Source organism: Corallococcus carmarthensis (assembly GCF_003611695.1).
In the GTDB taxonomy this organism is placed as follows: Bacteria; Myxococcota; Myxococcia; order Myxococcales; family Myxococcaceae; genus Corallococcus; species Corallococcus carmarthensis.
This window is the reverse complement of record NZ_RAWE01000009.1, coordinates 16,733-41,481: the sequence shown is the minus strand read 5'-3', so window position 1 is coordinate 41,481 and position 24,749 is coordinate 16,733. Positions and strand designations below refer to the sequence as shown.

Below are 24,749 nucleotides of genomic sequence, written 5' to 3'. Positions count from 1 at the left end.
GCGCGGACACTATGGGAAGTGCCCTGCCCTCGCACCCGCCAAGTCACGGCGCCCACGTGCCCTGTTCACCGCGCATGAACCAGACGCAATGCGGCGACGAACGTGAGCCCGGACCGGGGGCCGTCCGGAGGGCAGCCAGCCATGACGGGCGCGCCCTGCCGTGCCGCTACAGGCAGTGACAGCTTTGGTTCATGCTTCTGGGACACACCAAGGACGCGCACTGGCCGGCGCCAGAGGCGGCGATGGACCAGGCGCGCGAGTTCCTGGAGGCCTGCCGGGACAAGCACGTGCTCGTGGCGCCGCACACGGACGTGGATGGGCTCACGTCCGGAGTGCTGATGCTCCGGGCGCTTCAATCCCTGGGAGCGCGGCCGACGGCGCGCCTGCCGGGCAAGGGAGAGGACATCCACCATCCGGCCTTCCTGGAGCGGCTGGGCGCCTCCTCCACGGAAGCACTGGTGGTGCTGAACATGGGCAGCCGCGCGGAGCCGCTGCTGCCCGGGGTGCCCACGCTGGTGGTGGACCACCATGCCTCGGACGCGTTCCCACCCGGCGCGCAGGTGCTCACCGCCTACGGCCATGAGCCCGTGGCGAACACGAGCCTGCTCACGTACGTGCTGATGTCGTCGTTCGTCGTGCCCGGCCCCTTGGAGTGGCTGGCGGTGCTGGGGACGGTGGCGGACCTGGGCGTGGACGCGCCGATGCCGTTCCTCAAGGACGCGCTGCGGCGGGCGAAGCGTTCGTCCGTCACGGAGGCGGTGGCGCTGATCAACGCGGCCCGGCGCTCCAGCCGGTTCGCGGCTCCACTGGCGATGCAGGTGCTGCTGCGCGCGGGCAACGCGACGGACATCGCGGAGGGACGTGTGCCCGGCGTGGATGCGCTGCGCGACTGCCGTCTGGAGGTGCAGCGCGAGGTGGCCCGGTGCGCGAAGACGCCACCGCGCTTCGCGGGCAACCTGGCGCTCCTGATGTTCAGCTCCGAGGCGCAGGTGCACCCACTGGTGGCGATGCGCTGGGTGCAACGGTTGCCGGAGCACATCGTCATCGCCGCCAACACGGGCTACCTGCCCGGCCGCGTGAACTTCGTGCTGCGAAGCCGCGCGCCGGTGGACCTGCTCGCGCTGTTGCAGGAGCTGGACCTGCCGCAGATGGGAGGCGCGTTCGCGCATGGCCATTCGCGGGCCACGGGCGGAAGCCTGCCTCCCGCGGACTTCCTGCGCCTGATGGACGCCCTGGGCTTCCGGGGGCTGAGCGGCCGGGACGTGGAGCGGCGCGGGGTCGCGCCGGGATGAGTCCCGAAGGGCCATTGCGATATGACGGGGTGGATGCCTCGCGCCCTCTCCGCCCTCCTCTTCTCGCTGTTCCTCGCCTGCGGTTCAACGAACGATGATCCGCCCAATCCTGGTGGCGAAGCCTGCGAGAAGTATTCGTTCCCGCTGTCGGACACCTCGTCAGCCAGTCACGTGAGCTCGTGCAGCAGCACCGGGTGCGGCAACGGGGAGAATCCGCCCAACTCCGGCATGCACTGTCCCACGTGGCTGTCGTGCCGAAGCTTCGACACGGAGCAGCCACGCTGTTCGTGGATCCACAACCTGGAGCACGGTCACGCGGTGTTCCTCTACAACTGCCCGGAGGGTTGCCCCGACGAGGTCGCGAAGCTGGAGGCCGCGCAGGCGCAGGCCGCGGTGGGCAGCAACGGTGTGCACCGCGCGCTCGTCGCTCCGGACTCGCAGCTGCCCAAGCGCTTCGCCGCGCTGCTCTGGCGCCGCACCTACCTGATGGATGCCGTGGATCCGGACGCGCTCACGTGTCTGCTCGCGTTGCAGGACGTGGACGCCGGTGAACCGGGTCTGGTCTGCCCTCCGTGAAACATCCACGCGAAGAGAGCTTGGTCGCATAGCGGCCTGATAAGGCCCCGGCGGCATGTCCGATGGGCGGACGGCCAAGTGTGGGACGCGGGCAGACCGGAAGGACTGGGGGCGCCGGAGCGTACTAGCGCCTCCATGACCAACACCATTCGACGCGCCTTCGCGGCGCTGCTGACGCTGACGTGTCTCGGGGCGCTGACCGCCCAGGCCGCCACGGGTGTGCAGGGCCCCGTGCCCCCCGCCTTCCAGAACCGCTTGATGGTGGGCCTCTTCGAAGAGGCCGGCCAGAACTGGATGCGGGACAGCGACGTGCCGTGGGACGCGCGCTACCGCTACTTCACCAAGGGCTGGGCGGACAACTGGGGCTACGGCGCCCATGACGGCAGCTGGGCCGCCAGCTTCTTCACGGAGACGAAGGCCCAGGGCTACGTCCCCGTCGTCACCTGGTACCAGCTCTTCGGTGAGGCGGGCGGCGGCGAGCAGGAGACGCTCGCGAAGCTGAAGAACGCCAGCACCATGCGCACCTACTTCGAGGACGTGAAGCTGCTCCTCCAGCGCGCGAAGACCTTTGGCGGCCCGGTCATCGTCCACGTGGAGCCGGACGTGGTGGGCCTGCTCCAGTTCCAGACGGCCTCCAACCCCAACGCTCCCGCGGCCATCGCCTCCACCGGCATGCCGGAGCTCGCGGGCCTGCCCAACACCGTGGCCGGGTGGAGCCTGGCGTTCCTCCAGCTGCGCAAGGCCGTGGGCGCGAACAACGTCGTGCTGGGCCTGCACATCTCCGCGTGGGCCAGCGGCAAGGACATCGCGTTCAACTCGCTGACGGATCCGCTCCAGCCGGAGGTGGACAAGGTCGTCAACTTCCTCAAGCCGCTGGGGCTCGCCACCAACGTCACCGGGGCGACCTACGACGTGATCGTGGGCGACCCGCTGGACCGCGACGCGGACTTCTACCGGCTCACCCAGGGCGCGGATCACACCTGGGACATGAGCGACACCGCGTCCCTCACGTCGCGCTCGTACAACCGCTACGCGGAGTGGCTGCGCCTCTGGAACCAGACCTCTGGCAAGCGCTGGATGCTGTGGCAGATCCCGCTGGGCAACTCCAACCACCTCAACATCAACAACAGCGGCGGGCCGCGCCAGGGATACAAGGACAACCGCACCGAGTACTTCTTCGGCGCGAGCGGTGACGCGCACCGGCGCAAGTTCGCCAACGTGGGCGTCGTCGCCCTGCTGTACGGCGCGGGCGCGGGCGGCCAGAGCTCCTACCAGAACGACCAGGCCACCGACGGCCAGCCCTACCTGAAGCAGCGCGCGGGCGTGTTCCTCAACGCGGGCGGCCTCCTCCTGCCCGCGGCCGGCACCACCCTTCCGCCCCCGGGCGGAGGCGGCTCCACCGACGGTGGCACCGTGGACGCTGGCACCCCGCCGGTCGACGCGGGCACCGACGGCGGCGTGGATGGCGGCACGCGTCCCGATGCAGGCACCGACGGTGGCGTGGACGGCGGCACGCGTCCCGATGCAGGCACCGATGCGGGCACTGGCTCCTCCGACGCGGGCACCCCGGGCGACACGTCGAAGTACGGCTTCGAGTCCAGCGCGCAGGGCTGGAGCGCCAGCGGCGCCGCGCTGTCGGCCGTGAGCACCACGACGACCCAGGCCTACGCGGGCGCCCGTTCGCTGGCCGTGCCCTTCAACGGCACGTCCGGCCAGGGCACGGTGGCCGTGGCCAACGCGGCCGTGCCGTCCGGCAAGACGGTGACGTTCCGGCTGTGGCTGCCCACTGGCAGCAAGATCACCGGCGTCCAGCCCTACGCCATCGAAGGCGCGTCCTCGAACTGGCGCTGGACTGGCAACTGGATCGCCGTCGGCAGCCTCAAGGCCGGCGCCTGGAACGCCATCACCGTGAAGCTGCCCTCCGGCTCCACCACCCCGCTGTACCAGCTGGGCGTGGAGTTCCAGACGACCGGCACGTGGAAGGGGACGGCGTACCTCGACGCAGTCAGCTGGTAGTCCAACGAGTTCCCGGTCCCGCGGGTGCGTGCAACCGCCCGCGGGACCGACGTAGGGTAGCGCCCCCCGTGAGCACCCTGCCCTCCGCCGCCCCGGCCTCCCGCGAGCGCGTGCGCGCCATTGACTGGCTGCGCGGCCTCTCCGTCCTCGTGATGATCCAGACCCACGCGCTCGTGCTGCTCACTCCCGAGCTGCGCAAGAGCGAGTGGACCGGACGGCTGCTCAAGGTGGACGGCCTGGTGGCCCCCGCGTTCATCTTCTCCGCCGGGTTCGCGCTGGCGCTGCTCATGGTGCGCAGCGCCGCCGCGGGCGTGCTGCACGAGCGCGTGCCCCGCAACCTGCGCCGCATCGCGGAGGTGTTCGCGGTCGCCGCGCTCGTCAACGCCGTCTGGTTCCCCATCCGCACCGAGCCCGTGTGGCTGCTGCGCCTGGACATCCTCCACTGCGTGGGCCTGTGCCTGCTGATCACGCTGCCCATGGCCGCGCTGCTCGCCTCACGGCCTCGCGTGCTCGCGGGCACCGCGTTCGTGCTGGCGATGGTGGCGTTCGCGCTGGCGCCCTTCAGCGACTCCGCGGGCGAGCCCTGGGCGTCGTTCCTTCGCAAGTCCTCCTGGGCCCCCTTCCCGCTGGTGCCGTGGGTGGGCTTCGCGTGGCTGGGCGCCTTCTCTGGCTGCATCGCGGGCGCGTGGGGCCGCAAGGGGCTGGCGTGGGCCCTGGGCTTCCTCATCGCAGTGGGGCTCGCGGGGACGTTGATGCCGCGCGTGCTCAGCGACCTCTACCCGCCGCACCGCTTCTTCGTCACCAACCCGTCCAACTCCGCCACCCGCTTCATGTGGGTCTGCGCGGTGCTGCTGGTGATGCTGTGGGTGGAGGGACGGATGGCGCCGGACGCGAAGCCCTCCCGCGCGCGCCGCTTCCTGGAGGTCTTTGGCACCGCGTCGCTGTCCGCGTACTTCTTCCACGAGATGCTGCTGTACTACCGCGTCTTCGGCGTCTTCTCGTTCCAGAAGGTATGGGGCGACTCCAGCGGGTGGCTGAAGTTCTCGGGCCTGCTCGCGCTGCTCATCGCGTGCACGTTCGTGCTGTGCCTCGCGTGGGATCCGGTGGAGCGCGCGGTGAAGAAGGCCTTCACGCGCGCGGGCCAGCTGCTGCTCAGTGCGCGCTGGATGCGGCCTGTTCGAAGGCGCGGATGACGTCCGGCGGGGCCTGCACCAGTTCGATCAGCACACCCTCGCCGCTCAGCGGGAACTGATCACTCGCCTTCGGGTGGATGAAGCACACGTCGAAGCCCGCCGCGCCCTTGCGGATGCCGCCGGGCGTGAAGCGCATGCCCTGCCCCTCCAGCCACTTGACGGCCACGGCCAGGTCGTCCACCCACAGGCCCACGTGGTTGAGCGCGGGGTCGTGCACCTTGGGACGGCCGTCGGGATTGACGGGCTGCATCAAGTCCACCTCCACCTTGAAGGGGCCCGCGCCCGCCACGACGATGTCCTCGTCCACGTTCTCCTTCTCGCTGCGGTAGGTGCCGTGGGCCGTCAGGCCCAGCGTGTCCACCCACAGCTTTCGCAGGGCGCCCTTGTCCAGCCCTCCGACGGCGATCTGCTGGATGCCCAGAATCCGGAACGGTCGTGTCGTCTCCATGGCCGGGGACCGTCGCAAAAAGGGGTCCCCCCACGCAAGCGCGGGCCACGGGCGGACCCGGGAAAAATTCACCGGATAAACCCATTCCGGAGGTCGGCCGTTTCCAGGGGCACGCTGACTTTCTCCTGCCCCGGAGCCTGAATGTCCCCGTTCTTCTCGAAGCGCCGCGTGTCCTTCGTCAGTGGTGCCCTCGTCTGCGCCAGCCTCGTGAGCGCGTGCTCCTCGATGGAGCCGGCGCAGGGCGTGTCGCGCACCGAGCTCCGCCCCCAGGCCGTCGCGACCACCCAGAGCACTCCCTCCAAGGACGAGGGCGACGCCAGGGCTCTCGCCGCGCCTCCGCCTCCGCCCTCCACCCCGGCCGCCAAGAAGCCCCGTGACGCCGCCGCGCCCGTGACCGTCGAGGAGAGCGAGTCCGCCAATGCCCTGGCCAGCGCCCCGTCCTCTTCCGGAGCCGTGGCGCCGGAGCCGGCGATGCGCCGCGAGATGCCCAAGAAGGAGTCCAAGGCCGCCATGAGCCTGCCCATGGGCGCGGGCGCCGTGGGCGGAATCGTCGCCCCGGCTCCGCTCCAGCAGCCGATGGAGAAGTCCAAGCAGCAGGATCTGGGCGATGACAAGGGCATCGCCCAGGGCGGCAACACCTTCGAGGTCTACAAGCCCAACGGCTTCACGGAGACGGCGAAGGACGCGCTGTCCACCTTCGCGGCGGACGTGGACACGGCCTCCTACTCCATGGCGCGGCGCTACCTGCAGAATGGCCAGCTGCCGCCCACCCACGCGGTGCGCGTGGAGGAGTTCGTCAACTACTTCAAGTACCGCTACACCCCGCCGGAGGAAGGCGCCTTCACGGTGCACATGGAGGGCGCGCCGTCGCCCTTCAACGCGCGCCGCCAGTTCGTGCGCGTGGGCGTGCAGGGCAAGGTCGTCTCCCGTTCGCAGCGCAAGCCCGCGCACCTGGTGTTCCTGGTGGACACCAGCGGCTCCATGGCGTCGTCGGACAAGCTGCCGCTGGCCATCGAATCCATCAAGGTCGCGGTGAAGAACCTCAACGAGAACGACACCGTGGCGCTCGTCACCTACGCGGGCTCCACGCGGGACGTGCTGGCCCCCACGCCCGCCACGGACGTGAAGAAGATCCACGCGGCGCTGGACACGCTGGTCGCGGGCGGCGGCACGGCCATGGGCTCCGGCATGGAGACGGCCTACAAGCACGCGGTGAAGAAGGCCGCGGGCGGCGTGGTGTCCCGCGTGGTGGTGCTCACGGACGGCGACGCCAACATCGGCCCCAACCTGACCCCGAAGGACATGCTGGCCAGCGTGCAGAAGTACGTGTCCGAGGGCGTCACCCTCACCACGGTGGGCTTCGGCATGGGCAACTACCATGACTCGCTGATGGAGCAGCTGGCGGACAAGGGCAACGGCAACAGCTTCTACGTGGACAGCATGAAGGAAGCGCGCAAGGTCTTCGAGACGCAGCTCACCGGCACGCTGGAGGTCATCGCGAAGGACGTGAAGTTCCAGGTGGAGTTCAACCCGAAGGCCGTCAGCCGCTACCGCCTGATGGGCTACGAGAACCGCGACATCGCGGACAAGGACTTCCGCGACGACAAGGTGGACGCGGGCGAGATTGGCGCGGGCCACACCGTGACGGCGCTGTACGAAGTGGAGCTCACTGGCGAGGCGCAGGACCTGGCCACCGTGCGCATCCGCGCCAAGGCGCCCAACGGCACGGAGGCCAAGGAGCAGGCCTTCCCGCTCACCCGCGCCAACCTGAAGCCGTCCATGGAGGCCGCGTCCACGGACTTCCGCTTCGCCGTGGCCGTGGCCGCCACCGCGGACATCCTCCGCGCCGCGCCCGCCGCGGAGGGCTGGACCCTGGCCACCACGCAGAAGCTGGCGGAGGGCGCCGTGGCCGGTGACTCCGACCGCACCGAGTTCGTCCGTCTCATCGGCCAGGCCCGCGCGCTGACGACCGCGTCGGCCAACGGCCGCTGAAGCAGCACGCAGCACGCAGCACCGGGGAACGCGCAGCAAGGGGGGCCCTGCCCGCCACCGGAATGAGCCGGTGGCGGGCAGGGCTTTTTCAGGGGTGCGTCAGATGACGCCGAGGACCGGGGGCGTGGTGGTGGTGAAGAAGTCGGTGAAGGTCCCGTACCAGTAGGTCCCCGAACGGCCGCCGATCTTGCATGCCTTGGTGCCGGAGACGCTCAGGTTGGTCCCGCTGCTGGAGATGCCGAGGCTGCCCGTGCTGATGCTGCCCGTGTTGTAGTCGCAGTAGATGTCCCCGTTGCGCGTGGTGGACAGCGTCGTGGGGTCCACGGCGCGCACGGCGTAGACGTAGGCGGCCGAGCCGCTCCAGCCGTTCTTCATCACGAAGCCCACCGCGAGCCCCAGGCTGGAGCCGGAGAGGGACACGGTGCCCGGCGCGCTCAACGGGACGGTCTGGACGACCTGCGACGCGCCCGTCGTCAGGGTGCAGCTGGCGCCGCCCGTGCGGGTGATCACGACGTTGTACTGCGGCGGCGAGGTGGTGATCTGCACCGTGGTCGCTTCGTAGTCACAGCCCTGCGAGGACGCCGTCGTCAGCCGCGCGGACTGCTGCGCCAGCTCCGCGCCATCCTCCTGCTCCGGAGCGCCACAGGCGGAGAGCGCGAGGGCAGAACCCAGACACACCACGGACGTCAACTTGTTCATCATGGGAATTCCTTTCCGATTTCGGGGAGGGGGAAGGCCCGGACGCTAACAAGCCCGTCTGACAGAACCAAGACGGGGAGTTCTGTCTGCCGTTGACGCGGAGCGCCGCGTGTATAGTGCGCGGTATGAACCGACCCGCTTTCTGGAAATCCTCGCTGGTTTTGACCCTGGCCACGCTTGCCTGTGGGGCATGCGGAGACTCTGCCTCCGGGGGTGGCGTGAGCCTGGGTTCAGAGCAGAAAGGGATTGCGACCTTCTACGACGCCAACGGGGGCGGCAACTGTTCGTTCGAGCCCGGCGGCGACCAGATGGTGGCCGCGATGAACCAGGCGCAGTACGACAACAGCGCCGTCTGCGGCGAATGCGTGGACATCGTCGGCCCCAAGGGCAGCGTGCGCGTGCGCATCGTGGACCAGTGCCCCGACTGCGATAAGGGTCACCTGGACCTGTCGCGCGAGGCCTTCGACAAGGTGGCGGAGGCGAAGGACGGCCGCGTGGACATCACCTGGACGCCGGTGTCCTGCGACGTGGCCGGCCCGGTGGAATACCACTTCAAGGACGGCAGCAATCCCTGGTGGACGGCCATCCAGGTGCGCAATCACCGGCTGCCCATCAAGAAGCTGGAGTGGAAGCGCGACGGCGACTGGAAGGCCCTGGAGCGCCAGAGCTACAACTACTTCGTCTTCGAGGGCATCGGCGAGGGCCGCTTCCAGCTGCGCGTCACCGCCACCGACGGCCAGCAGCTCATCGACACCGTGGAGAAGGTGCTCAACGACGACTCCACGGACGGAGCGGCGCAGTTCGCGCCCCAGAAGTAGGCCGCGCCCCACCGCCCCGTCCGTCACTGCGTCAGAGCATCAGAACGTCATGATGGACGGGGACGTGGTGCTGGTGAAGAAGTCCGGGTAGCTGGCCACGTAGTTGTTACCCGAGCCTGTCTGGCCGGAGATGGTGCCGTTCTTCGTCCCGGACACGGTGAGGGTCGTGCCGTTGGAGGCGATGGACAGGCTGCCCGAGTAGATGGAGCCCGAGCCCAGGAAGATGGACAGCCCCGTGGAGCGGACGATGGACAGCGTGTCCGGTGCCACGTGCTTGAGGCCCAGGGACTGGGGCGAGCTGCCGCTGACGCTGGTCTTGTACGTGTAGCTCACGGCCACGCCCAGGTCGTTGGCCGCCAGCGACAGCGTGGGCGCGGTGCCGGTGGAGGACCCCACCCCGACGCTGCCCGCGCCGTACGCGCAGGTGACATCCGCCGCGCGCGTGACGGTGACGTCGTAGATGGGAGGCAGGGTTCCGGGCCGCGCCGCGTACGACACCGTGAAGGTGCAGCCCTGGGAGGTCCCCGTCAGCAGCGCGGACTCCTGGGTGGCGAGGCCGTCCTCCCCCTCCACGCCAGCACCACATGCCGTGAGGCCCGCGATGGCGCAAAGTGAAACAACAGACTTGATGTTCAGCATGGGATTGCACTCCAGGGTTGGGGTGGTTGCAGCGCCATCCCTATAAAGGCAAACACCAGACACTGAAAACATTTCATCCTCAATGCCTGCCATCCAAACCCTGGGGTGCGAAGTCACCCATCAGAACGCGACGATGGACGGTGCCGTCTCGCTGGTGAAGAAGTCCGGGAAGGTGGCCACGTAGTTGTCGCCGGATCCCGTCTCGCCGATGAGCGGGGCATTCTTGGTGCCGCTGACGGTCAGCGTCATGCCGTCCGGTTCAATGGACAGGTCTCCGGCGTAGATGAACTTGCCCAGCGCGTTGAAGTACAGGCCCGTGGACCGGGTGATGGCCAGCGTGTCCGGCGCCACATGCTTGATGCCCAGTTGCTGGGGTGAGGGCCCACCCGTCCGGTACGTGTAGCTCACGGCCACGCCCAGGTCGTTGGCCGCCAGGGACACCGTGGACGGCGTGCCGTTGGAGAACCCCACCACCGCGCTGCTGGCGCTCCAGGGGCAGGTGGCACTCGCTTCACGCGTGACCGTGATGTCGAAGATGTAGGGGAACGGACCGGGCTGCCGTGGCGCGGACGACACCGTGAAGGTGCAGCCCTGGGAGGTCCCCGTCACCAGCGCGGACTCCCGGGTGGTGAGCGCGCCCTGCCCTTCTGCGCCACCACACGCCGTGACCGCGACGGCCGCGCCAAGGGAAACAACGGACTTGAAGAGATGCATGGCATTGCACTCCAGGGTTGGGGGTAGACAGCATCCCCAGTCCTAAAGCGCAATGCCAGACATCGAAACCGCTTTTCGTAATCCCTACCGCCGCAGCATGCCGCGCAGCAGCTCCAGGGCCTCGGTGACGCCCTGCCAGACCTGGAGCGCCTTGATGCCCTCGCCTTCGCCCTGCACGTTGCGGCGGGCGGCGCGCTCCAGGGGCAGCAGCGCGCCCTCCACCAGCTCGATCTGCCGGCTCAGCTCCGCCGGAGACGGGCCGTTCGCGGCGCGCTGGAGCGACTCCGCGGGGGACGGCAGTGACACCGACACCGGCCGGTCCGCCAGCGCCGTGATGGCCTTGGAGAGCTGCGCCATGTACGGGCCGAAGTCCGGCGCGGCCGGCTGAGGCATGGGCGCGTTGACCAGCGTGGGCGCCTCCGCCTGGGTGGCCACGCGCTCCGTGAGGGCCTTGAGCAGCTGCGCCAGGTGCTTGAGGTACGGGGCCATGTCCGTGGCCGGAGCCTGGGCTGCCTGGGGCGCGGCCGGCGGGAGGGACACCTGCACCGGGGCGGGGGGCCTGGCGGCGGCCTCACGGCTGACGCGGGCCACCTCCAGCACGGCTTCGCGGAGGGCCTCCAGGTGCGGGGCCACGGGCGTGTCCTCGCTGGGGGCGTTCGCCTGCGCGGCGGCCTGCACCACCGCGTCGCGCACGGAGCCCAGCTGCTCCTCGATGGCACCCAGCTGTCCGGTGACGCGCGCCACGGGGTCGTCCTCCTTGCCCCCCATGCGCTTCACGCGGGCGAAGCCCTGCTTGATCTCCTCCCAGCGCTTCGCCTTCTCCGGCGTCAGGCGCCCGCGCATCTCCTGGAGCTTGAGCAGGTTCTGCTCGGCCGCGGTGGTGAGCGTCTGGGATTCGCCCTGGTAGTGGTCGTCGATGCGGCGCTCCAGCTCGTCGTCCGTCATCGCGGAGACGACCTTCTCCGTCAGCTTGCCCATGTTGCGGTAGCTGCCCTGCAACTTGAACGGCGGCTCCGTGCGGAAGCGCTCGTCCTGCGCGGCGGACGCGATGTACTGGAGGTTCACCTTGAGCAGCACCTGCTGCACGCGGAACAGCCGCTGGAAGATGGCGATGATCTCCTGGAGCTCCGCCGCCGCGTAGCCGTGCTTCAGCTCGCCGGAAGGGACCTCCTCGCCCTTGGCCATCCGGATGAGGCGGTGCACGTCCTGCGGGTCGCGCGTGGCCAGCGGCGCCAGCACCGGGTTGGAGGTGAGCGCGTTCTCCAGGTAGCTGAGCGCGAACAGCTCCTCCTTGCCGTCCAGGATGTCACCCAGGTTGTACGTGTCCGCGCGGTTGGCGAGCATGTCCGGGATGCGGAAGCGCTCGCCCGTCTCCGTGTACGGATTGCCCGCCATCACCACGCAGAATTTCTTGCCGCGCAGATCATACGTGCGCGTCTGGCCATTCCAGACACCCTCCACGCGGCGCTGGCCGTCGCACAGGGAGATGAACTTCTGGAGCAGCTCCGGGTCCGTGTGCTGGATGTCGTCGAGGTAGAGCATCACGTTGTTGCCCATCTCGAAGGACAGGTTGATGCGCTCCACCTCCTGCCGCGCGGTGGCGTTGGGCGCCTCCGACGGATCCAACGACTTCACGGAGTGGCCCAGCGCCGGCCCGTTCACCTTCACGAAGGTGAGGCCCAGGCGGCTGGCCACGTACTCCATCAGCGTCGTCTTGCCGTAGCCCGGCGGCGACATGAGCAGCAGCATGCCCATGCGGTCCGTGCGCTTGCCCTCGCCCGCCGCGCCCAGCTGCTTGGCCAGGTTCGCGCCGATGAGCGGCAGGTACACCTCGTCGATGAGCCGGTTGCGCACGAAGCTGGTGAGCACCTTGGGCGTCAGCTCCTCCAGCCGCAGCTTGCGCCGCTCGCGGTCCAGCAGGTCGCGCAGGTACGCGCGATAGGCCACGTACGCGGGCACCCGCACCTGGCGGAACTCACCCAGCCGCGCCAGGAACTCGTCCAGACGCAGGGACAGCTTGCGGTCCTGGATGCGCGAATGGCTGCCCAGCAGGCCCGTGGCCTCCGTGGCGGTGATGGCTCCCGCCGTCTCGCGGTCCAGCTTGCGCTCGGTGAGGAGCACCACCGCCGTCTCCAGCGCGACGTGGGCCGCCTCGGCCGGGCCGCCCTCGCGCTTCGCGAGGAACGCGTCCACCCAGGCGCGGGCGATGCGCAGGCGCTCCGGCAGGTTCTTCTCCAGGCCGCGCAGGTCTTCGTCGAACGCGGTGCGCGACCCGTGCCGGTCCAGGTGCGCGAGGAAGGCGTCCTTCAACGCCAGGGCCTCGCGGCTGGTGGTGAAGCGCGGGCGGTCCACCGCCAGCTCCTCCACGAGGTAGCGGCCCGCCTGCCGTCCCTCTGCGGGCGAAGCCGTCAGGCCGTGCCCCTGGAGGAACGCGAGCACGCGCTCCCCCAGCTCGTCTCCCAGCGCCACCAGGTCCGCGCCGGTGTCGAACGCCTGCCGCAGCCGCGCCAGGCTCCGCGCGCGCCGGTGGAACACACCCCGCAGCGTGTCGTCGCCATCGAAGGCCCAGTAGAGCGCGGCCCAGGCGCGAGGCACCGGGGCGAAGCGCAGGAGCCCCGCGCCCTGGTGCAGCGCGAGCAGCTTCTCCAGGATGGCCACCGCGTCCGCGTCGTGCACGCCGCGCTCGTAGCCCTCGTCGAAGCGGTCCGCCGCGTACGCGCGCACGCGCTCCAGCAGCTGCCCCTGCGCGCCGGCCTCATACAGCGCCGCGGGCGTCAGGCCGCCCTTCCCCTCCTCCGCGTCCATCAGCAGCCCGGCGGCCAGGTACTCCGCGCGGTAGACGTCGCGCGTCTCGGAGACCAGGTGCTGCTCCCAGAGCTCGCGGTACTTGAGCAGCTCCGGGTCCTCCAGCTTCTGCGTGTAGTCGGAGCCCGTGAGCTGGAGGTACAGCGCGCCGTCGCGCGGCACCAGCGTCAGCTCCAGCGGCTGGGTGTTGACGTGGAAGCGGTAGGGCCCCAGCTTGATGAGGCCTTCGCCGCCCTCGAACAGGTCCTGCTTGTCGCGCAGCGCGCGCAGGGCGTCCTGCTTCGCGGACTTCACCCGCGACAGCACCTCGTCCGCGCGCACGCTGTCCTGGAGCGCCAGCAGCTGTTCCGCCAGCTGCCGCAGCTTGAGGATCATCGCGTCGGACGCGAAGTAGGCGTTGAGCTCGTCGTCCGCCTTGAACGACTTCGCCCGCCGCTGCACGCCCTGGAGGATGCGCTCCGCCGCGCCAAAGAGGCCCGTGGCCCGGCGCTGCCGTTCATCCACCAGCGCCTGCTTGCGAGCGCCGAAGGCCTCCAGCAGCTCCTCGCGCTTCTGGGTGATCTGCCCCAGGAACTCGTCGAACTCGCCGAAGCGGCCCTCCAGCTCCTCCAGCAGCACGGTGAGCTTGGAGAGCGCCTCGTCGCACTTCTCCGGCGAGTCCGCCTGTGACAGCGCGTTCTCGATGCTCTGGCCCAGCAGCTTGAACTGCGCGCCGAACTCCGCGCGCTTCTCCTTGCCGGACAGCTCCTTGCGCTTCGCCTGGAGCCCCGCGCGCACGCGGTTCAGGCGGCTGAACAGCTCGGAGATGCCTTCGAGGATCCGGGCGCGGGCCAGCGGGTCGCCCACCTGGAGCCCGCCCACCACCTCACCCAGCACCTCCAGGCCCTGGCCGGTGCGATCCACGTCCTCGGCCAGCGGAGCCATCTCCGCGGTCGTCGTCAGCGGCTCCAGCCGCTGCATCAGCCCGTCCAACCGCGTGGCCAGGGGCTGGAGCGCTTCGCCCTTCTGGAGGAAGTCCACGCACGCGGTGCTCACCGCGTCGGACGCGGCCACCACCGCCTGCTCCAGGGCATCCACGCGCCCCAGGTCCATGTAGCGGACGTCCTTCAGGGTGATGAGGTGCCCGCGGTGCCGGCGCAGGTCCGCCAGCGCGCGCATGAAGCCCTCCGCGTCGGTGAGCCCCTCCGGCTGCGCGTTGAGCAGCAGCGTCTCCTGCGCCTGCGTGGCCTGCGCGAGCGACTCCTCCGCGCGCTTGCGCATCGCGAGGACCTTCTCGAACTCATCGATGATGAGCTCGGAGGTGCGGCGCAGCAGTTCAATGGGCTCCTGGAGCCCCACTTCCGCGTGGGAGAGCCAGTAGTACGCGTCCAGCGCGCGCGTGGCCGCGGAGACCAGGTCCTCGTAGGTGCGGCGCGTGGGCTTGTCCGTCTTCGCCACGCGCGGCAGCGTCAGCGCGTCGCTGATGCCGCGCACCAGCTCCGCGTTGCCCACCTTGCCCAGGTAGCCCGGCGCGGGGGGCAGCTTCGCCGCGTGCTCGTCGGAGACGAACGGCGTCTGCCACACCTGCATGGGGTGCACGCGGGTGGGCTCCTGCGACGTGGCGCGGAACACCACCAGCCCGCCGTCCGCGAAGAGGCTCATGCCGTGCGCCTGCAACGGCGTCTGCACCTCCTTGCGCACCAGGTTGTACGGGAAGAGCACGTAGGCGCCCTCGTCCCGGCGGTGGAAGACGTAGAGCACGTCCTCCCCGTTGGGCGAGCGCACCGCCTGGTGGAACTCCATCCCTTCCGCCGCGCCGTCGAAGACCTTGTAGTCGCCCGTCTGGAGGTAGTAGCCGCCCGGGAAGACGATGCCCTGGTCCTCCGGCAGCCGCACGCAGGACTGGCCGATGGCGTCGATGCGCACCACGTGCTGGGTGCGCGAGTTGAAGACGAGGTAGCGGTGCGCCTTCTCCCGGAACGGCAGGATGCGCAGGAGGATGAGCCCGCCCACCTGCGTCCAGGCGAACTCCGCGTCGTCCAGCGACTGGTCCGGGTCGTCCACCGGCTCGCTGTAGATGCCCAGGCCGGTGGTGGTGTTGTCCTCCACCTTCACGGTGAGGTCGCCCTTCACCGTCTCCACGAAGACCTGATCCAGCACGTTGACGTGCGGGTGCTGGCCCAGCACGTACTGCTCGCGCGTGGCCACCGTCCACTCGAAGTCGTGCGACGGCGGGTAGACGTGGTCGCGCTCACCCTGGTTGTCCACGTAGGTGGCGCGGCCCTCCACGTCCACGTTGAAGCGGAAGACCTTGAGGTCGCGCGCGGACTGGCCCGTCTGGAACACCGCGAGCAGGCGCGAGTCCCGCCGCCGCAGCTGCAGCAGCTTCGCGTCCTTGTAGTACTTGTACAGCTCGCCAAAGTCCTTCACGAACCGGGGGTCCGCGAGGAAGCCGCCGGCCTCCGTGGGAGGCACGGCGGACAAGTCGAAGCCCTCGGCCGTCTTCTCGAAGCGATGCAGCGAGAAGACGTCCGAGACGTTCGTCTCCTTCTTCAGGCCGATGAAGACGTTGTAGCCGAAGAGGAGGTACTTCCCGACGCTGACGATGTCGCGGGGGACGCTGTTGTTCTCCGTGCGTACCCGCTCGTTGCCAATGACGGTGAGCTCCGTGCCACCGAACAGCGCCTTGCGCCGCCCGTTGAGGTCGTTCGCCCGGGTCGCCAGCGCGTCCGCCTGGGAGACGAGGCGCGCACGGATGACCTCGTAGCTGCCGCCCTCCAGCGTCGCCTCGCCCCCGGGCACCTGGGTGCCCGGGGTCTTGGTGCTGTCAGTTGCCATGGATGTTCACCGAAGAAGGGATTGCGATTGGCGGGACGCTTCAGCCCTGCTGCTTCTGCGCGAGGGCCGCGGCTTCCGTCTGCACCAGCGCCTTGATGCCGGCGGCGGTGGTCTCCGTGGGGCTCACCGACATGCGGTTGAGCAGCGCCGCGACGGCCAGGTTCTGCGCGTCGTTGCTGAGGCCCGGCTTGGAGAGGATCTCCTTCAGGTCCGCCGGCAGGTCCTTCTCACCGTTGAGGTAGCCACCGAGCGACTTCTTCAGGGCCTCGCCGTGGTCCAGCGCGCCGTCCACCGAGGTGCCGAAGGACACGGCCTTGATGAAGTTCTCGAAGAACTTGCCGTCGCCGCCGACGATCTGGAACTTCGCGTTGCTGAACGCCTGCCCCAGCACGGTGGCCTGGGCCTGCGCGATGTCCTTGCGCACGTTGATGGCGGCCAGTTCCACGTCGCGCTCCTTGTTGAGGCGCAGGCGGTACTCCTCGTGCTCGCGACCCACGCCGTCCAGGGCCTTCATCGCGGTGGCCTTCTCCGACAGGCCCCGGGCCTCGGCCATCAGCTTCTCCTGGATGGCGGCGGCCTCGGCGAGCAGCTTCTCGCGCGTGGCGAACGCTTCCGCCTCGCCGCGCTTGTGGATGGCGCTCGCTTCCGCCTCCTGCACGCGGGCGTGGGCCATGCCCTTCTGCTCCGCGCCAGCGGCCTCGGCGAGCAGCTTCTCGCGCACCGCGGACGCCTGCGCCTGGCCCTGCTTCTCGATGACGGAGGCCTCGGCCTCCTTCACGCGCACCTGCGCCATGCCCAGCTTCTCCGTGGCGACCGCGTCCGCCTCACGCACACGCACGCTGGCCAGGCCCGCCGCGGCGGACTCGGCCTGGATGCCTTCGGCCATCCGCATCTTCGCCTTGGCCTGCTTGTCGGCGGCCTCCAGGTCGGCCTCGGCCAGGGTCAGCTTCTCCTTGGCGAGGAACACGGCGATCTTCGCGCTCGCGTCCGCGGCCTGGATGTCCTTCACGGACGACTCCTCGGCGTGCGCCTGGGCGGTGATGATGATCGCCGCCTTGGTGCGATTGGCATCCGCCGTCACGCGCAGGTCCTTGATGTTCTCCTCTTCCTGGGCGACGGTCTTCTCCACCGCGATGCGGGCGCGGACGACGTCGGCGATGGCCTTCTTCTCCGTCTCCAGCGCCTTCTCCTTCGCGATGCGCTGGAGCTCCGTCTCACGCTCGCGGTTGATGGCCTCCAGGGCGCGGTCCTTCTCCACGCGCTCGGTCTCCACGCCCACCACGCGCTCGCGGTTCTTCTGGGCCACCTGCACCTGGCGCTGCTTGTTCTCCTCGTTGATGGCGATCTCTTCTTCCGCCTTGATGCGCGCCAGCTGCGCCTTGGCGAACTCCTCGCTCTTCACGCGGTCGGCCTCGGCCGTCTCACGCGCCTGGATGCTGTCGATCTCGCGGCGCTGCTTGGCGGCGGCCTCCTCGCGCTGACGCTCGAGGGCGAAGATGGCCTCGTCGGCCTCCACGTTGCGCTTGGTCACCGCCATGCGCTCGGACTGGCGCAGCTCGTTGGTGAAGACGTTCTGCTCGGTGGTGAGCTGGGTGATCTTCCGGATGCCCTGGGCGTCCAGGATGTTGTCCTTGTCGAGCATCTCCACCGGGGTCTGCTCGAGGAAGTCGATGGCGCAGTCCTCCAGCATGTAGCCGTTCAGGTCGCGGCCAATGGTCTCGACGACCTTGTCCTTGATCTCGTCGCGCTTGGTGTAGAGCTGCTCGAAGTTGAAGGACTTGCCCACCGTCTTGAGGGCCTCGGAGAACTTGGCCTCGAAGAGGTTCTCCAGCGTCTCCTGATCCGACGCGCGCGCGCAGCCGATGGACTGGGCCACCTTGAGCACGTCTTCACGCGTCTTGTTCACGCGCACGAAGAAGGTGACCTTGATGTCCGCGCGGATGTTGTCCTGGCAGATGAGGCCTTCCTTGCCGCGGCGGTCGATTTCAACCGTCTTCAGCGAGATGTCCATCACCTCCGCGCGGTGGACGATGGGCAGCACCACGGCGCCGGTGAAGGTGACCGTGGGCTCGACCTTCATGGTGTTGACGATGAGCACCTTGCCCTGGTCCACCTGGCGGTAGAACTTGGCCACGCTGACGAAGATGCCGAAGAGGATGATGACGCCGCCGCCGGTGATTGCCGCGATGCTGATGGGATCCATGGCCTATCCTGAGAAGTCCGTTGGGCGGGCCTTGTTCCAAGCACTCGGGGTCCCCCGCGAAAGCCACCCGGTGCCGATTGTCGCGCCCTTCCGGCAGGTGCCGGAGGACGCCAATGTTCATCGCTGGGCGCGGGCTCGCGCGATGGCCGCTGCCTTGAGCGGATCGCGCAGCTGCTCCATTTCCTGGGGGAGGAGCCAGTCCACCGGCTCCACCTCGTACACGCCCCGCTCCGCGTCGTAGCCGAGGATCAACGCCGGCTGGCCGCGCTTGAGCTGGTTGGGCTTGTCACAGAAGACGTTGAGGATGAGGCCCGCGGCCCCGTCCTCGAAGGTGGCGTGGCCGTCCTTCGCCGTCACGCTGCCGCTGGAGATGGTGCACACGCGGCCCATCAGCGCTTCGCGGCCCGGAGCGCGCCGGGCGATGAAGACGGGGCGCAGGGGCCGCACCGCGAGCCCGCCCACCACCGTGCCCACCGTCGCGCAGACCAAGCCCAGGCCCGTGCTCACGAGCCACGAGGGCAGCATGGAGAGCGCCCCGTGCGTGGCCTGTCCGCTGAGCAGCGACAGCGACCAGGAGAGGAACACCACCAGGCTCACCGACACCGTGACGGGGATGCCGCCGAAGCCCAGCGCCGCGAGCAGCCCCGTGGCGGCCTCCGCGTCGTGCACGTGCGAGTGGCCCGCGTGGCCGACGTCATGGCCCCCGACGGCCTTCGCGCCGCCTTCGAGCAGGCCCGACGTCGCCTTGGCGCCGCCCTCGAACGCGCCGCTCACCGCCTTGGCGCCGCCCTCCAGGTCCACGTCGCCGTCCAGCATGTCGATGCCCGCCGCGCCGGCGATCACGCACAGCCAGTAGGCCAGCACCACACCGAGGAGGATGGTGAAGATGGCGGTCGGGAACGCCAGCAGGGCGGCGAGGAAGGTGGTCATGCCTCGGGAATAAATTGAGAGGTGGGAGTCGCAACCAACTCTAAACGACTGCACCCGTATCCGAAAATGCCACCCGGGGCTTTTCCGGCCGCCTGCTGGCCATGCCGCCAGGGGGCAACCGGGTTGCCGCCCCGGCGTAGGCTGCGCACTACAGGGAAGCGATGCCCTCTCATGCCGCCGTCTCAGAATCCGAGCCGCCCAAGTCCACGAGTCACCGGGGGATGACGCAGCTGGAGCGGCTCCAACAGGACGGCCACCGGCGGCTGGGATCCATGAAGCGAGGCTTCCGGTACGTGGACGCGAGAGGCCGTGCGGTGTCTCACTCAGAGCGTGAGCGCATCGACGCGCTGAGGCTGCCCCCCGCCTGGACGGACGTGGCCATCTCGCCCAAGGCCTCGGCGCACCTCCAGGCCGTGGGCAAGGACGGCGCGGGCCGCTGGCAGTACCGCTACAGCGAGGCGCACACGCAGAAGCAGCGGGACGCGAAGTACCAGCGCATCGTGGGCTTCGCGCAGGCGCTGCCGAAGATGCGGCGCCAGGTGAGCAAGGATCTGCGCAAGCGGGGCCTGGGCCGGGAGCGGGTGCTGGCGGGGATGCTGCGCATCCTGGGGACGTGCTTCATCCGTCCGGGCAGCGAACGCTACGCGGAGGAGCACGGCAGCTTCGGACTGGCCACGCTGCGGGCGCGGCACGTGAAGGTGACGGGCGACACGGTGGTGTTCGACTACCCGGGCAAGTCCGGCGTGCGGCAGCACCGCGAGCTCAAGGACCGGCGCGTGGCGACGCTCGTGCGGCAGTTGTTGAAGGTGCGCGGGCGCGACGTCTTCAAGTTCGTGGTCGACGACGGCGCGGTGGTGGACGTGCGGCGCCGGCACATCAACGAGTACATCCAGCAGGTGATGGGCCCGGGCTACAGCGCGAAGGACTTCCGCACCTGGGCGGGCACGCTCATCTGCGCCTGCGCGCTGGCGAAGGCCCGCGAGCGAGTGAAGGAGTGCGGCGACGGCGGCCCGGTGAAGAAGACCGTGATCAAGAAGAGCATGGTGGCCGCGGTGCGAGAGGCCTCCGAGCATCTGGGCAACACGCCCGCGGTCGCGAAGGCGTCGTACATCTACCCGTCCGTGCTGGTGCTCTTCGAGCGGGGCCAGGTGGTGGACCGCTACTTCCACTCCGTGGACGAGCTGGCGGCGAGTGCTGGCGAAGGCATGCACTGCTCGGAGAAGGCGCTGCTCCACATGCTGGGCAAGACGAAGGGCGGCGCGAAGCAGGCGGCCGTGTAGCCAGGGCCCGGCCGGGAGGGAGGCGAGCGGCGGCGGTTCCCCCTCTCGCGCGCACCGGGAAGGCGCTAGCGTTGGGCCGTGCCCGAGTACGTCACCCACCGCGACGCCCTGCCCCGCGCGGAGCTTGAGTCCCTGGGGGACGCCCTGCTCGGCTCCCGCTTCGTCGCGCGCAGCCCGCTGATGGGGACGTTCCGGGCGAGCCGGGGCTTCGCGTTCATCTTCACGCGAGAGGGCCGAGCGAACCTGGAGTCGCGCTTCCCGTTCCTGTCCGTCTACCTGCGCCGCATCCTCGACGACGACAGTGCACGCGGGCTCCTGCCGTGGACACAGCGCTGGTTCGGCGGCCGTGACACGCGTCCGCGTCCCAACGCGTTCTATCTGAACCTGCTGCTGCTGGACGCGGGCACACCGGTGGGACGCCACATCGACGCGACGTTGCAGGAACCCAGCGGCGTGCCGGACGCGACGCCCGAACACGTGAGCGTCCTCTACCTCCGGGTTCCGCGAGGCGCGCAGGGAGGTGCGTTGCGGCTGCTGCGCGACAACCAGCTCCAGGGCGAGGTGCGACCCAGGCCGGGCCTGCTGGTCCACTTCCGGGGAAACCTCCAGCACGAGGTCCAGCCCTTCACCGGCGGCCCGGAAGGCGCCCTGCGCGCGAGCCTCGTCTGCGAGCAGTACGCCTTCGCGGAGGAGGTGCTCGCCCGCCTCCCGGTGTTCCGCATCCAGTCCAAGGCGGGCTTCTCCGCCTACCTGGAGGCCCAGCGCGAGCGCGACGGCGTGGCCCCTTCCGTGGGGACGCTGGAGGAGTGAGCGCCTGCCGGAGCCCTGCTCCTGGAGCGTGCGGCCACGCGGGCAGACCACCGCTTGCGCCCACCGGCCGTCGTCGCAACCCTTGTGGTTCACCTTCACGAGGGAGCACGACCATGGCCGGCAAGAAGTTGGAGGGGTACGGCGAGACCAGCGAGCAGCGTCAGCGCCACCTCGAGAACGACGCGTTTTCCGAACGGGCGCCCCGGACACCGGAGGAACTGGAGGAGGCGCGCAGTGATCCGGATCACGACGGACACCAGGTGGTGACCATCCATCCGCTGGATTCGGAGCCGAAGGGCGACGACCGCTGACCTTTCCCCAGGACCGGGGCGCTCACGAAGCACGCTTCGCGAGCGCTTCCCGGCACCGGACTGCTAGGGTCCGCGCCCGCGATGAGCCAGAGCCTGACCCTGCTTGCGGGCCCCGACGCCCTGCGCATCCTCCGGGAGCGCGGGTTGCGCGCGGAGGACGTGGACATCCTTCCGGGTGCTTCCGGAGGGCCGAAGTGGCTGGGACTGGAGGGAATCGACCGCGTGCTGTTCGGCGAGCTCCTCCAGCAGCCGCGCACCCGGCCACTGCACCTCATTGGCAGCTCCATCGGGAGCTGGCGGCTCGCGTGCCTGGCGCAGAAGGAGCCGGTGGCCGCGCTCAGGCGCTTCGCGGACGCATACCTGGAACAGCGCTATCCGCCCAAGCCGCCGCCCACGCTGGTCAGTGAGGTGAGCGCCACGGTCCTCGAATCGCTCCTGGGCCCGGAGGGCGCGGAGCAGATCCTGACGCACCCGTGGGCACGGCTGCACGTGGTGACGACCCGGTGCAAGGGCCTGCTGGCGATGGAGCAGTCCAGCGTGCAGCTCGCGGGCTTCGTGCTGGGCGCGCTCACGAACGCGGTGAGCCGCCGGACGCTCGGGCTGCACATGGAGCGCGTGGTCTTCCACACCGCCGGGGATTCGAGTCCCTTCGCCGGTCTCAAGGACCTGCCGTCGGTCCACCGTCCCCTCACCCGCGACAACCTGCGTCCGGCGCTCATCGCGTCGGGTTCGATTCCGCTGGTGCTCGCGGGCGTGCACGACATCCCCGGCGCGCCGCCCGGCACGTACCGGGACGGCGGCGTCGTCGACTACCACCTGGACGTCGACTACGGCGCGGGCGACGGGCTGGTGCTCTATCCGCACTTCTACCCGTACGTGGTGCCCGGCTGGTTCGACAAGTCGCTCAAGTGGCGCCGCGCGGGACCGCTCAACTTCCGCCGCGCGCTGATCATCACCCCGTCACCCGCGCACCTGGCGCGGCTGCCCGGCGGACGCATCCCGGACCGTTCGGACTTCACGAACATGAAGGACGAGGACCGCATCCGCGCGTGGAAGCAGGTGCTGACCGAGGGCGACCGCATGGCCGACGAGCTGCGCGAACTGCTCGCCACGGGCCGCATCGCGGATCACGTCCAGCCGCTGTAGCGCGGGCGTGCGCGGCTACTTCGCGCGTCTCCACTTCACCTCGCCGACGGTCCCCGTCCCACCGGTCGTCGGCGCGGGGACGAGGTATGTCAGCTCATCGCCCGTCAGCGTGAAGGTGCGCCGCTGCTCCGTTCCCTCCCAGTTCGGGAACGAGGCGTGGTCGATGTGGAAGGTGAACATGCGCTCCTTCTCGTTCACCGAGTACCGGCCGAAGTGGGAGTTGGTCCCCCGCACGGTGGCCTGGTTCTCCTCTGGCGTTCCCTGGCTCTTGTCACTGGACGCGAACCGGGCCCGGCCCGCGCGCAGGATGTGGATGGAGTAGCGCCCCTGGCCATCGAACATGAGGAGGCCCTGGGGAGCCGCACCGTAGAGCTGCACCCGCGTCCCATCCGGGAGCACGTTGTCGACCAGGACGAGCGTCCAGGTCCCCACGAGCTGCTCCTGGAGCGACTTCTCCCGGGCGTCCGCGTCGCGCGACATGAAGAGGACCGCCAGGAGCAGCAGGGACCCGGCCGTGAGTGCGCGCCAATGGATTCGATTCATCGGAGTGGGTCCTCTCACATCAGCACCGCACCGCCGTCCACGGAGAGGACGGTGCCGGTGAGGAAGGGGTTGGTCATGGCGAAGAGGGTCGCGGCGGCCAGGTCCGCTGTCGTCCCCACACGGCGGGCTGGGGCTTTGTTGGCGTAGTCCGCGAAGAGCCGCTCGCGGGCCTCGGCACCGAGCCGGTCCCAGAAGGAGCCGGAGTCCACCACTCCCGGAGAGATGGCATTGAGCCGCACCGGAGCGAGCTCCACGGCCATGGCCTTGGTGAAGGCTTCGAGCCCTCCATTCACAAGGCTGGTGATGGAGGTGCCGACGGCAGGCTTCCAGGCGCGGAACCCAGAGAAGAAGGTGAAGGAGCCGTCCGGAGAGATGCGCGACGAGGCGTGCTTCACCAGGTAGATGGGCGCCCAGAGCTTGGCGGCGAAGGCCCGCTCGATGGACGCAAAGCCCAGCCCGGTGAGGGGCCCGGCGACGCCCTGACTCACGGTGCTTACCAGATGGTCGAAGGGGCCCACCGCTTCGCAGAAGGCCGCCACCTCCGCTTCCACGGAAGCATCCAGGACGCGCACCTCGAGGGGGCCCTTCATCAACTCCGAGGTGGCCTCCAGCGTCTCCCGCTTGCGGCCCGCCAGCACCACGTGGGCGCCCGCCTCCGATGCGGCGATGGCCACGCCCCTGCCGATGCCCGAGCCCGCCCCAACGACAATCACCTTCCGGCCTTCCAGCTGCATGGGTGCTCCTCCGCGACGGATGGAATACCGTAACCCCATGAACAGGTTACGAGCGGAGATATGATTGGATTTCCGTAACCTGTCAATCCGGTTTCATGCTTTCCTGTGAGCTGTCATGGCACCCAGAAAAACCCAGGCACCGGAGCCGTCCGCGGCGCCGGCCGGCGAGCTGCGGGACGGGTTCAAGTTCCGCTCGGGACGGCTCTGCCTGGACCTGCCAGCGTCGTTGGCCGCACGGCTGAAGGCCGAGCCGAAGGACCTGCTGGAGACACCGCACGACCTGGGCCGGTGGCTGGTCGCCGCCGGGCTGGCGGCGAAGGATCCGAAGCCGACCGACGAGGACCTGCGGCACGCGCGCGAGCTTCGCGAGGCCCTCTACCGGCTGGCGGTCGCCCGCTTGCGAAGCGAGGGCCTGGACTCCAAGGACAGGGCGCTGGTGAACCGGTGGGCGGCAGAGCCTCCTCCGGCGCCCCAGCTAGGCCCCGAGGGTCTGACGTGGACGCGCGGTGGCGTGCACTCACTGCTGGCGGCGGTGGCGCGGGACGGAGTGGAGCTGCTGGGGGGCCCGCTGGCGGAGCGCATCCGCAACTGCGAGGGCGAAAGCTGCGCGCTCCTCTTCGTGGACACCTCGCGTTCCGGACAGCGGCGCTGGTGCTCCATGTCGGGCTGCGGCAACAAGGCGAAGGTGGAGGAGTTCCGCCGACGCCAGCGGGGAGAAGGCGGTTAGTACGGCTCGGGTCCACTCACACTCGCGGCTCGCGTCTGGTACGAACTGGAGGACCC

The 24,749-nt window shown here is 69.5% G+C and carries 20 protein-coding genes; 11 read left to right on the top strand and 9 right to left on the bottom strand.

Going from position 1 to position 24,749, the window contains the following annotated elements; translation table 11 throughout:
* Nucleotides 1-191: 191 nt before the first annotated feature.
* The 4 genes from D7X32_RS04370 to D7X32_RS04355 all read left to right on the top strand — a co-directional run bounded on the left by D7X32_RS04370 (nucleotide 192) and on the right by D7X32_RS04355 (nucleotide 5,077).
* Entirely contained in the window at nucleotides 192-1,292 is a 1,101-nt protein-coding gene (locus D7X32_RS04370; RefSeq protein ID WP_120601234.1) for a single-stranded-DNA-specific exonuclease RecJ, read from the top strand.
* A 33-nt stretch (nucleotides 1,293-1,325) separates the two neighbouring features.
* Nucleotides 1,326-1,868, top strand: a complete 543-nt coding sequence (locus tag D7X32_RS04365; protein WP_244238842.1) for a thioredoxin-like domain-containing protein — start codon at nucleotides 1,326-1,328, stop codon at nucleotides 1,866-1,868.
* Between the two features lie 135 nt (nucleotides 1,869-2,003).
* Nucleotides 2,004-3,884 (top strand): hypothetical protein, encoded by a 1,881-nt coding sequence (locus D7X32_RS04360; protein WP_120601232.1) that lies wholly within the window; start codon nucleotides 2,004-2,006, stop codon nucleotides 3,882-3,884.
* Between the two features lie 68 nt (nucleotides 3,885-3,952).
* Complete coding sequence (locus D7X32_RS04355) at nucleotides 3,953-5,077, top strand: heparan-alpha-glucosaminide N-acetyltransferase domain-containing protein (RefSeq protein ID WP_120601231.1); 1,125 nt, start codon at nucleotides 3,953-3,955, stop codon at nucleotides 5,075-5,077.
* Here the strand turns inward: D7X32_RS04355 and D7X32_RS04350 are convergent.
* A complete protein-coding gene (locus tag D7X32_RS04350) occupies nucleotides 5,037-5,525 on the bottom strand; it encodes a VOC family protein (protein ID WP_120601230.1) in 489 nt (162 codons plus the stop codon). The genes D7X32_RS04355 and D7X32_RS04350 overlap by 41 nt on opposite strands.
* Before the next feature lie 141 nt (nucleotides 5,526-5,666).
* On the opposite strand from D7X32_RS04350, the gene D7X32_RS04345 reads away from it, so the two are divergent.
* Nucleotides 5,667-7,517, top strand: coding sequence for a vWA domain-containing protein (locus D7X32_RS04345; RefSeq protein ID WP_120601229.1), 1,851 nt, complete (start codon nucleotides 5,667-5,669; stop codon nucleotides 7,515-7,517).
* A gap of 99 nt (nucleotides 7,518-7,616) precedes the next feature.
* Here D7X32_RS04345 and D7X32_RS04340 read toward each other — a convergent pair whose 3' ends face one another.
* Nucleotides 7,617-8,219 carry a hypothetical protein gene (locus D7X32_RS04340; RefSeq protein ID WP_120601228.1) on the bottom strand — a complete coding sequence of 201 codons (603 nt, stop codon included), beginning with the start codon at nucleotides 8,217-8,219 and terminating at the stop codon, nucleotides 7,617-7,619.
* Nucleotides 8,220-8,434: 215 nt separating this feature from the next.
* On the opposite strand from D7X32_RS04340, the gene D7X32_RS04335 reads away from it, so the two are divergent.
* Nucleotides 8,435-9,034, top strand: a complete 600-nt coding sequence (locus D7X32_RS04335; protein ID WP_244238841.1) for an expansin EXLX1 family cellulose-binding protein — start codon at nucleotides 8,435-8,437, stop codon at nucleotides 9,032-9,034.
* 39 nt (nucleotides 9,035-9,073) lie between these two features.
* Here D7X32_RS04335 and D7X32_RS04330 read toward each other — a convergent pair whose 3' ends face one another.
* From D7X32_RS04330 to D7X32_RS04310, 5 genes are all read right to left on the bottom strand, one after another.
* Nucleotides 9,074-9,673 (bottom strand): hypothetical protein, encoded by a 600-nt coding sequence (locus D7X32_RS04330; RefSeq protein WP_120601226.1) that lies wholly within the window; start codon nucleotides 9,671-9,673, stop codon nucleotides 9,074-9,076.
* Nucleotides 9,674-9,793: 120 nt separating this feature from the next.
* A complete protein-coding gene (locus D7X32_RS04325; RefSeq protein WP_120601225.1) occupies nucleotides 9,794-10,387 on the bottom strand; it encodes a hypothetical protein in 594 nt (197 codons plus the stop codon).
* Nucleotides 10,388-10,471: 84 nt separating this feature from the next.
* Nucleotides 10,472-16,009, bottom strand: a complete 5,538-nt coding sequence (locus D7X32_RS04320; RefSeq protein WP_120601224.1) for a DNA repair ATPase — start codon at nucleotides 16,007-16,009, stop codon at nucleotides 10,472-10,474.
* A gap of 40 nt (nucleotides 16,010-16,049) precedes the next feature.
* The gene (locus tag D7X32_RS04315; RefSeq protein ID WP_120601223.1) at nucleotides 16,050-18,212 is read right to left on the bottom strand and encodes a flotillin family protein; all 2,163 of its coding nucleotides are present in this window, start codon (nucleotides 18,210-18,212) and stop codon (nucleotides 16,050-16,052) included.
* Between the two features lie 117 nt (nucleotides 18,213-18,329).
* Entirely contained in the window at nucleotides 18,330-19,142 is an 813-nt protein-coding gene (locus tag D7X32_RS04310; RefSeq protein WP_120601222.1) for a hypothetical protein, read from the bottom strand.
* Between the two features lie 221 nt (nucleotides 19,143-19,363).
* Between D7X32_RS04310 and D7X32_RS04305 the strand changes: the two genes are divergently transcribed.
* The 4 genes from D7X32_RS04305 to D7X32_RS04290 all read left to right on the top strand — a co-directional run bounded on the left by D7X32_RS04305 (nucleotide 19,364) and on the right by D7X32_RS04290 (nucleotide 22,689).
* Nucleotides 19,364-20,422, top strand: a complete 1,059-nt coding sequence (locus tag D7X32_RS04305; protein ID WP_120601221.1) for a DNA topoisomerase IB — start codon at nucleotides 19,364-19,366, stop codon at nucleotides 20,420-20,422.
* 78 nt (nucleotides 20,423-20,500) lie between these two features.
* The gene (locus D7X32_RS04300) at nucleotides 20,501-21,232 is read left to right on the top strand and encodes a 2OG-Fe(II) oxygenase (RefSeq protein ID WP_120601220.1); all 732 of its coding nucleotides are present in this window, start codon (nucleotides 20,501-20,503) and stop codon (nucleotides 21,230-21,232) included.
* A 113-nt stretch (nucleotides 21,233-21,345) separates the two neighbouring features.
* On the top strand, nucleotides 21,346-21,543 hold the full coding sequence (locus D7X32_RS04295; RefSeq protein WP_120601219.1) for a hypothetical protein: 198 nt from the start codon (nucleotides 21,346-21,348) through the stop codon (nucleotides 21,541-21,543).
* An 81-nt stretch (nucleotides 21,544-21,624) separates the two neighbouring features.
* The gene (locus tag D7X32_RS04290; protein ID WP_120601218.1) at nucleotides 21,625-22,689 is read left to right on the top strand and encodes a patatin-like phospholipase family protein; all 1,065 of its coding nucleotides are present in this window, start codon (nucleotides 21,625-21,627) and stop codon (nucleotides 22,687-22,689) included.
* 15 nt (nucleotides 22,690-22,704) lie between these two features.
* On the opposite strand, the gene D7X32_RS04285 is transcribed toward D7X32_RS04290, so the two are convergent.
* Both D7X32_RS04285 and D7X32_RS04280 read right to left on the bottom strand, forming a co-directional pair.
* Nucleotides 22,705-23,232: a lipocalin-like domain-containing protein gene (locus tag D7X32_RS04285; protein ID WP_167506435.1), complete on the bottom strand. Its 528-nt coding sequence runs from the start codon at nucleotides 23,230-23,232 to the stop codon at nucleotides 22,705-22,707.
* Between the two features lie 14 nt (nucleotides 23,233-23,246).
* On the bottom strand, nucleotides 23,247-23,966 hold the full coding sequence (locus tag D7X32_RS04280) for an SDR family oxidoreductase (RefSeq protein ID WP_120601217.1): 720 nt from the start codon (nucleotides 23,964-23,966) through the stop codon (nucleotides 23,247-23,249).
* A 115-nt stretch (nucleotides 23,967-24,081) separates the two neighbouring features.
* Between D7X32_RS04280 and D7X32_RS04275 the strand changes: the two genes are divergently transcribed.
* Nucleotides 24,082-24,693 carry a CGNR zinc finger domain-containing protein gene (locus D7X32_RS04275; RefSeq protein ID WP_120601216.1) on the top strand — a complete coding sequence of 204 codons (612 nt, stop codon included), beginning with the start codon at nucleotides 24,082-24,084 and terminating at the stop codon, nucleotides 24,691-24,693.
* The last annotated feature ends 56 nt before the right edge of the window (nucleotides 24,694-24,749 follow it).

What these genes read in the sequence shown, in the direction of transcription:
- D7X32_RS04325 (WP_120601225.1), bottom strand. Translation starts at nt 10,387, where the DNA reads ATGCATCTCTTCAAGTCCGTTGTTTCCCTTGGCGCGGCCGTCGCGGTC.
- D7X32_RS04360 (WP_120601232.1), top strand. Translation starts at nt 2,004, where the DNA reads ATGACCAACACCATTCGACGCGCCTTCGCGGCGCTGCTGACGCTGACG.
- D7X32_RS04280 (WP_120601217.1), bottom strand. Translation starts at nt 23,966, where the DNA reads ATGCAGCTGGAAGGCCGGAAGGTGATTGTCGTTGGGGCGGGCTCGGGC.
- D7X32_RS04315 (WP_120601223.1), bottom strand. Translation starts at nt 18,212, where the DNA reads ATGGATCCCATCAGCATCGCGGCAATCACCGGCGGCGGCGTCATCATC.
- D7X32_RS04350 (WP_120601230.1), bottom strand. Translation starts at nt 5,525, where the DNA reads ATGGAGACGACACGACCGTTCCGGATTCTGGGCATCCAGCAGATCGCC.
- D7X32_RS04330 (WP_120601226.1), bottom strand. Translation starts at nt 9,673, where the DNA reads ATGCTGAACATCAAGTCTGTTGTTTCACTTTGCGCCATCGCGGGCCTC.
- D7X32_RS04305 (WP_120601221.1), top strand. Translation starts at nt 19,364, where the DNA reads ATGACGCAGCTGGAGCGGCTCCAACAGGACGGCCACCGGCGGCTGGGA.
- D7X32_RS04370 (WP_120601234.1), top strand. Translation starts at nt 192, where the DNA reads ATGCTTCTGGGACACACCAAGGACGCGCACTGGCCGGCGCCAGAGGCG.
- D7X32_RS04345 (WP_120601229.1), top strand. Translation starts at nt 5,667, where the DNA reads ATGTCCCCGTTCTTCTCGAAGCGCCGCGTGTCCTTCGTCAGTGGTGCC.
- D7X32_RS04365 (WP_244238842.1), top strand. Translation starts at nt 1,326, where the DNA reads ATGCCTCGCGCCCTCTCCGCCCTCCTCTTCTCGCTGTTCCTCGCCTGC.
- D7X32_RS04320 (WP_120601224.1), bottom strand. Translation starts at nt 16,009, where the DNA reads ATGGCAACTGACAGCACCAAGACCCCGGGCACCCAGGTGCCCGGGGGC.
- D7X32_RS04340 (WP_120601228.1), bottom strand. Translation starts at nt 8,219, where the DNA reads ATGATGAACAAGTTGACGTCCGTGGTGTGTCTGGGTTCTGCCCTCGCG.
- D7X32_RS04275 (WP_120601216.1), top strand. Translation starts at nt 24,082, where the DNA reads ATGGCACCCAGAAAAACCCAGGCACCGGAGCCGTCCGCGGCGCCGGCC.
- D7X32_RS04285 (WP_167506435.1), bottom strand. Translation starts at nt 23,232, where the DNA reads ATGAATCGAATCCATTGGCGCGCACTCACGGCCGGGTCCCTGCTGCTC.
- D7X32_RS04290 (WP_120601218.1), top strand. Translation starts at nt 21,625, where the DNA reads ATGAGCCAGAGCCTGACCCTGCTTGCGGGCCCCGACGCCCTGCGCATC.
- D7X32_RS04310 (WP_120601222.1), bottom strand. Translation starts at nt 19,142, where the DNA reads ATGACCACCTTCCTCGCCGCCCTGCTGGCGTTCCCGACCGCCATCTTC.
- D7X32_RS04295 (WP_120601219.1), top strand. Translation starts at nt 21,346, where the DNA reads ATGGCCGGCAAGAAGTTGGAGGGGTACGGCGAGACCAGCGAGCAGCGT.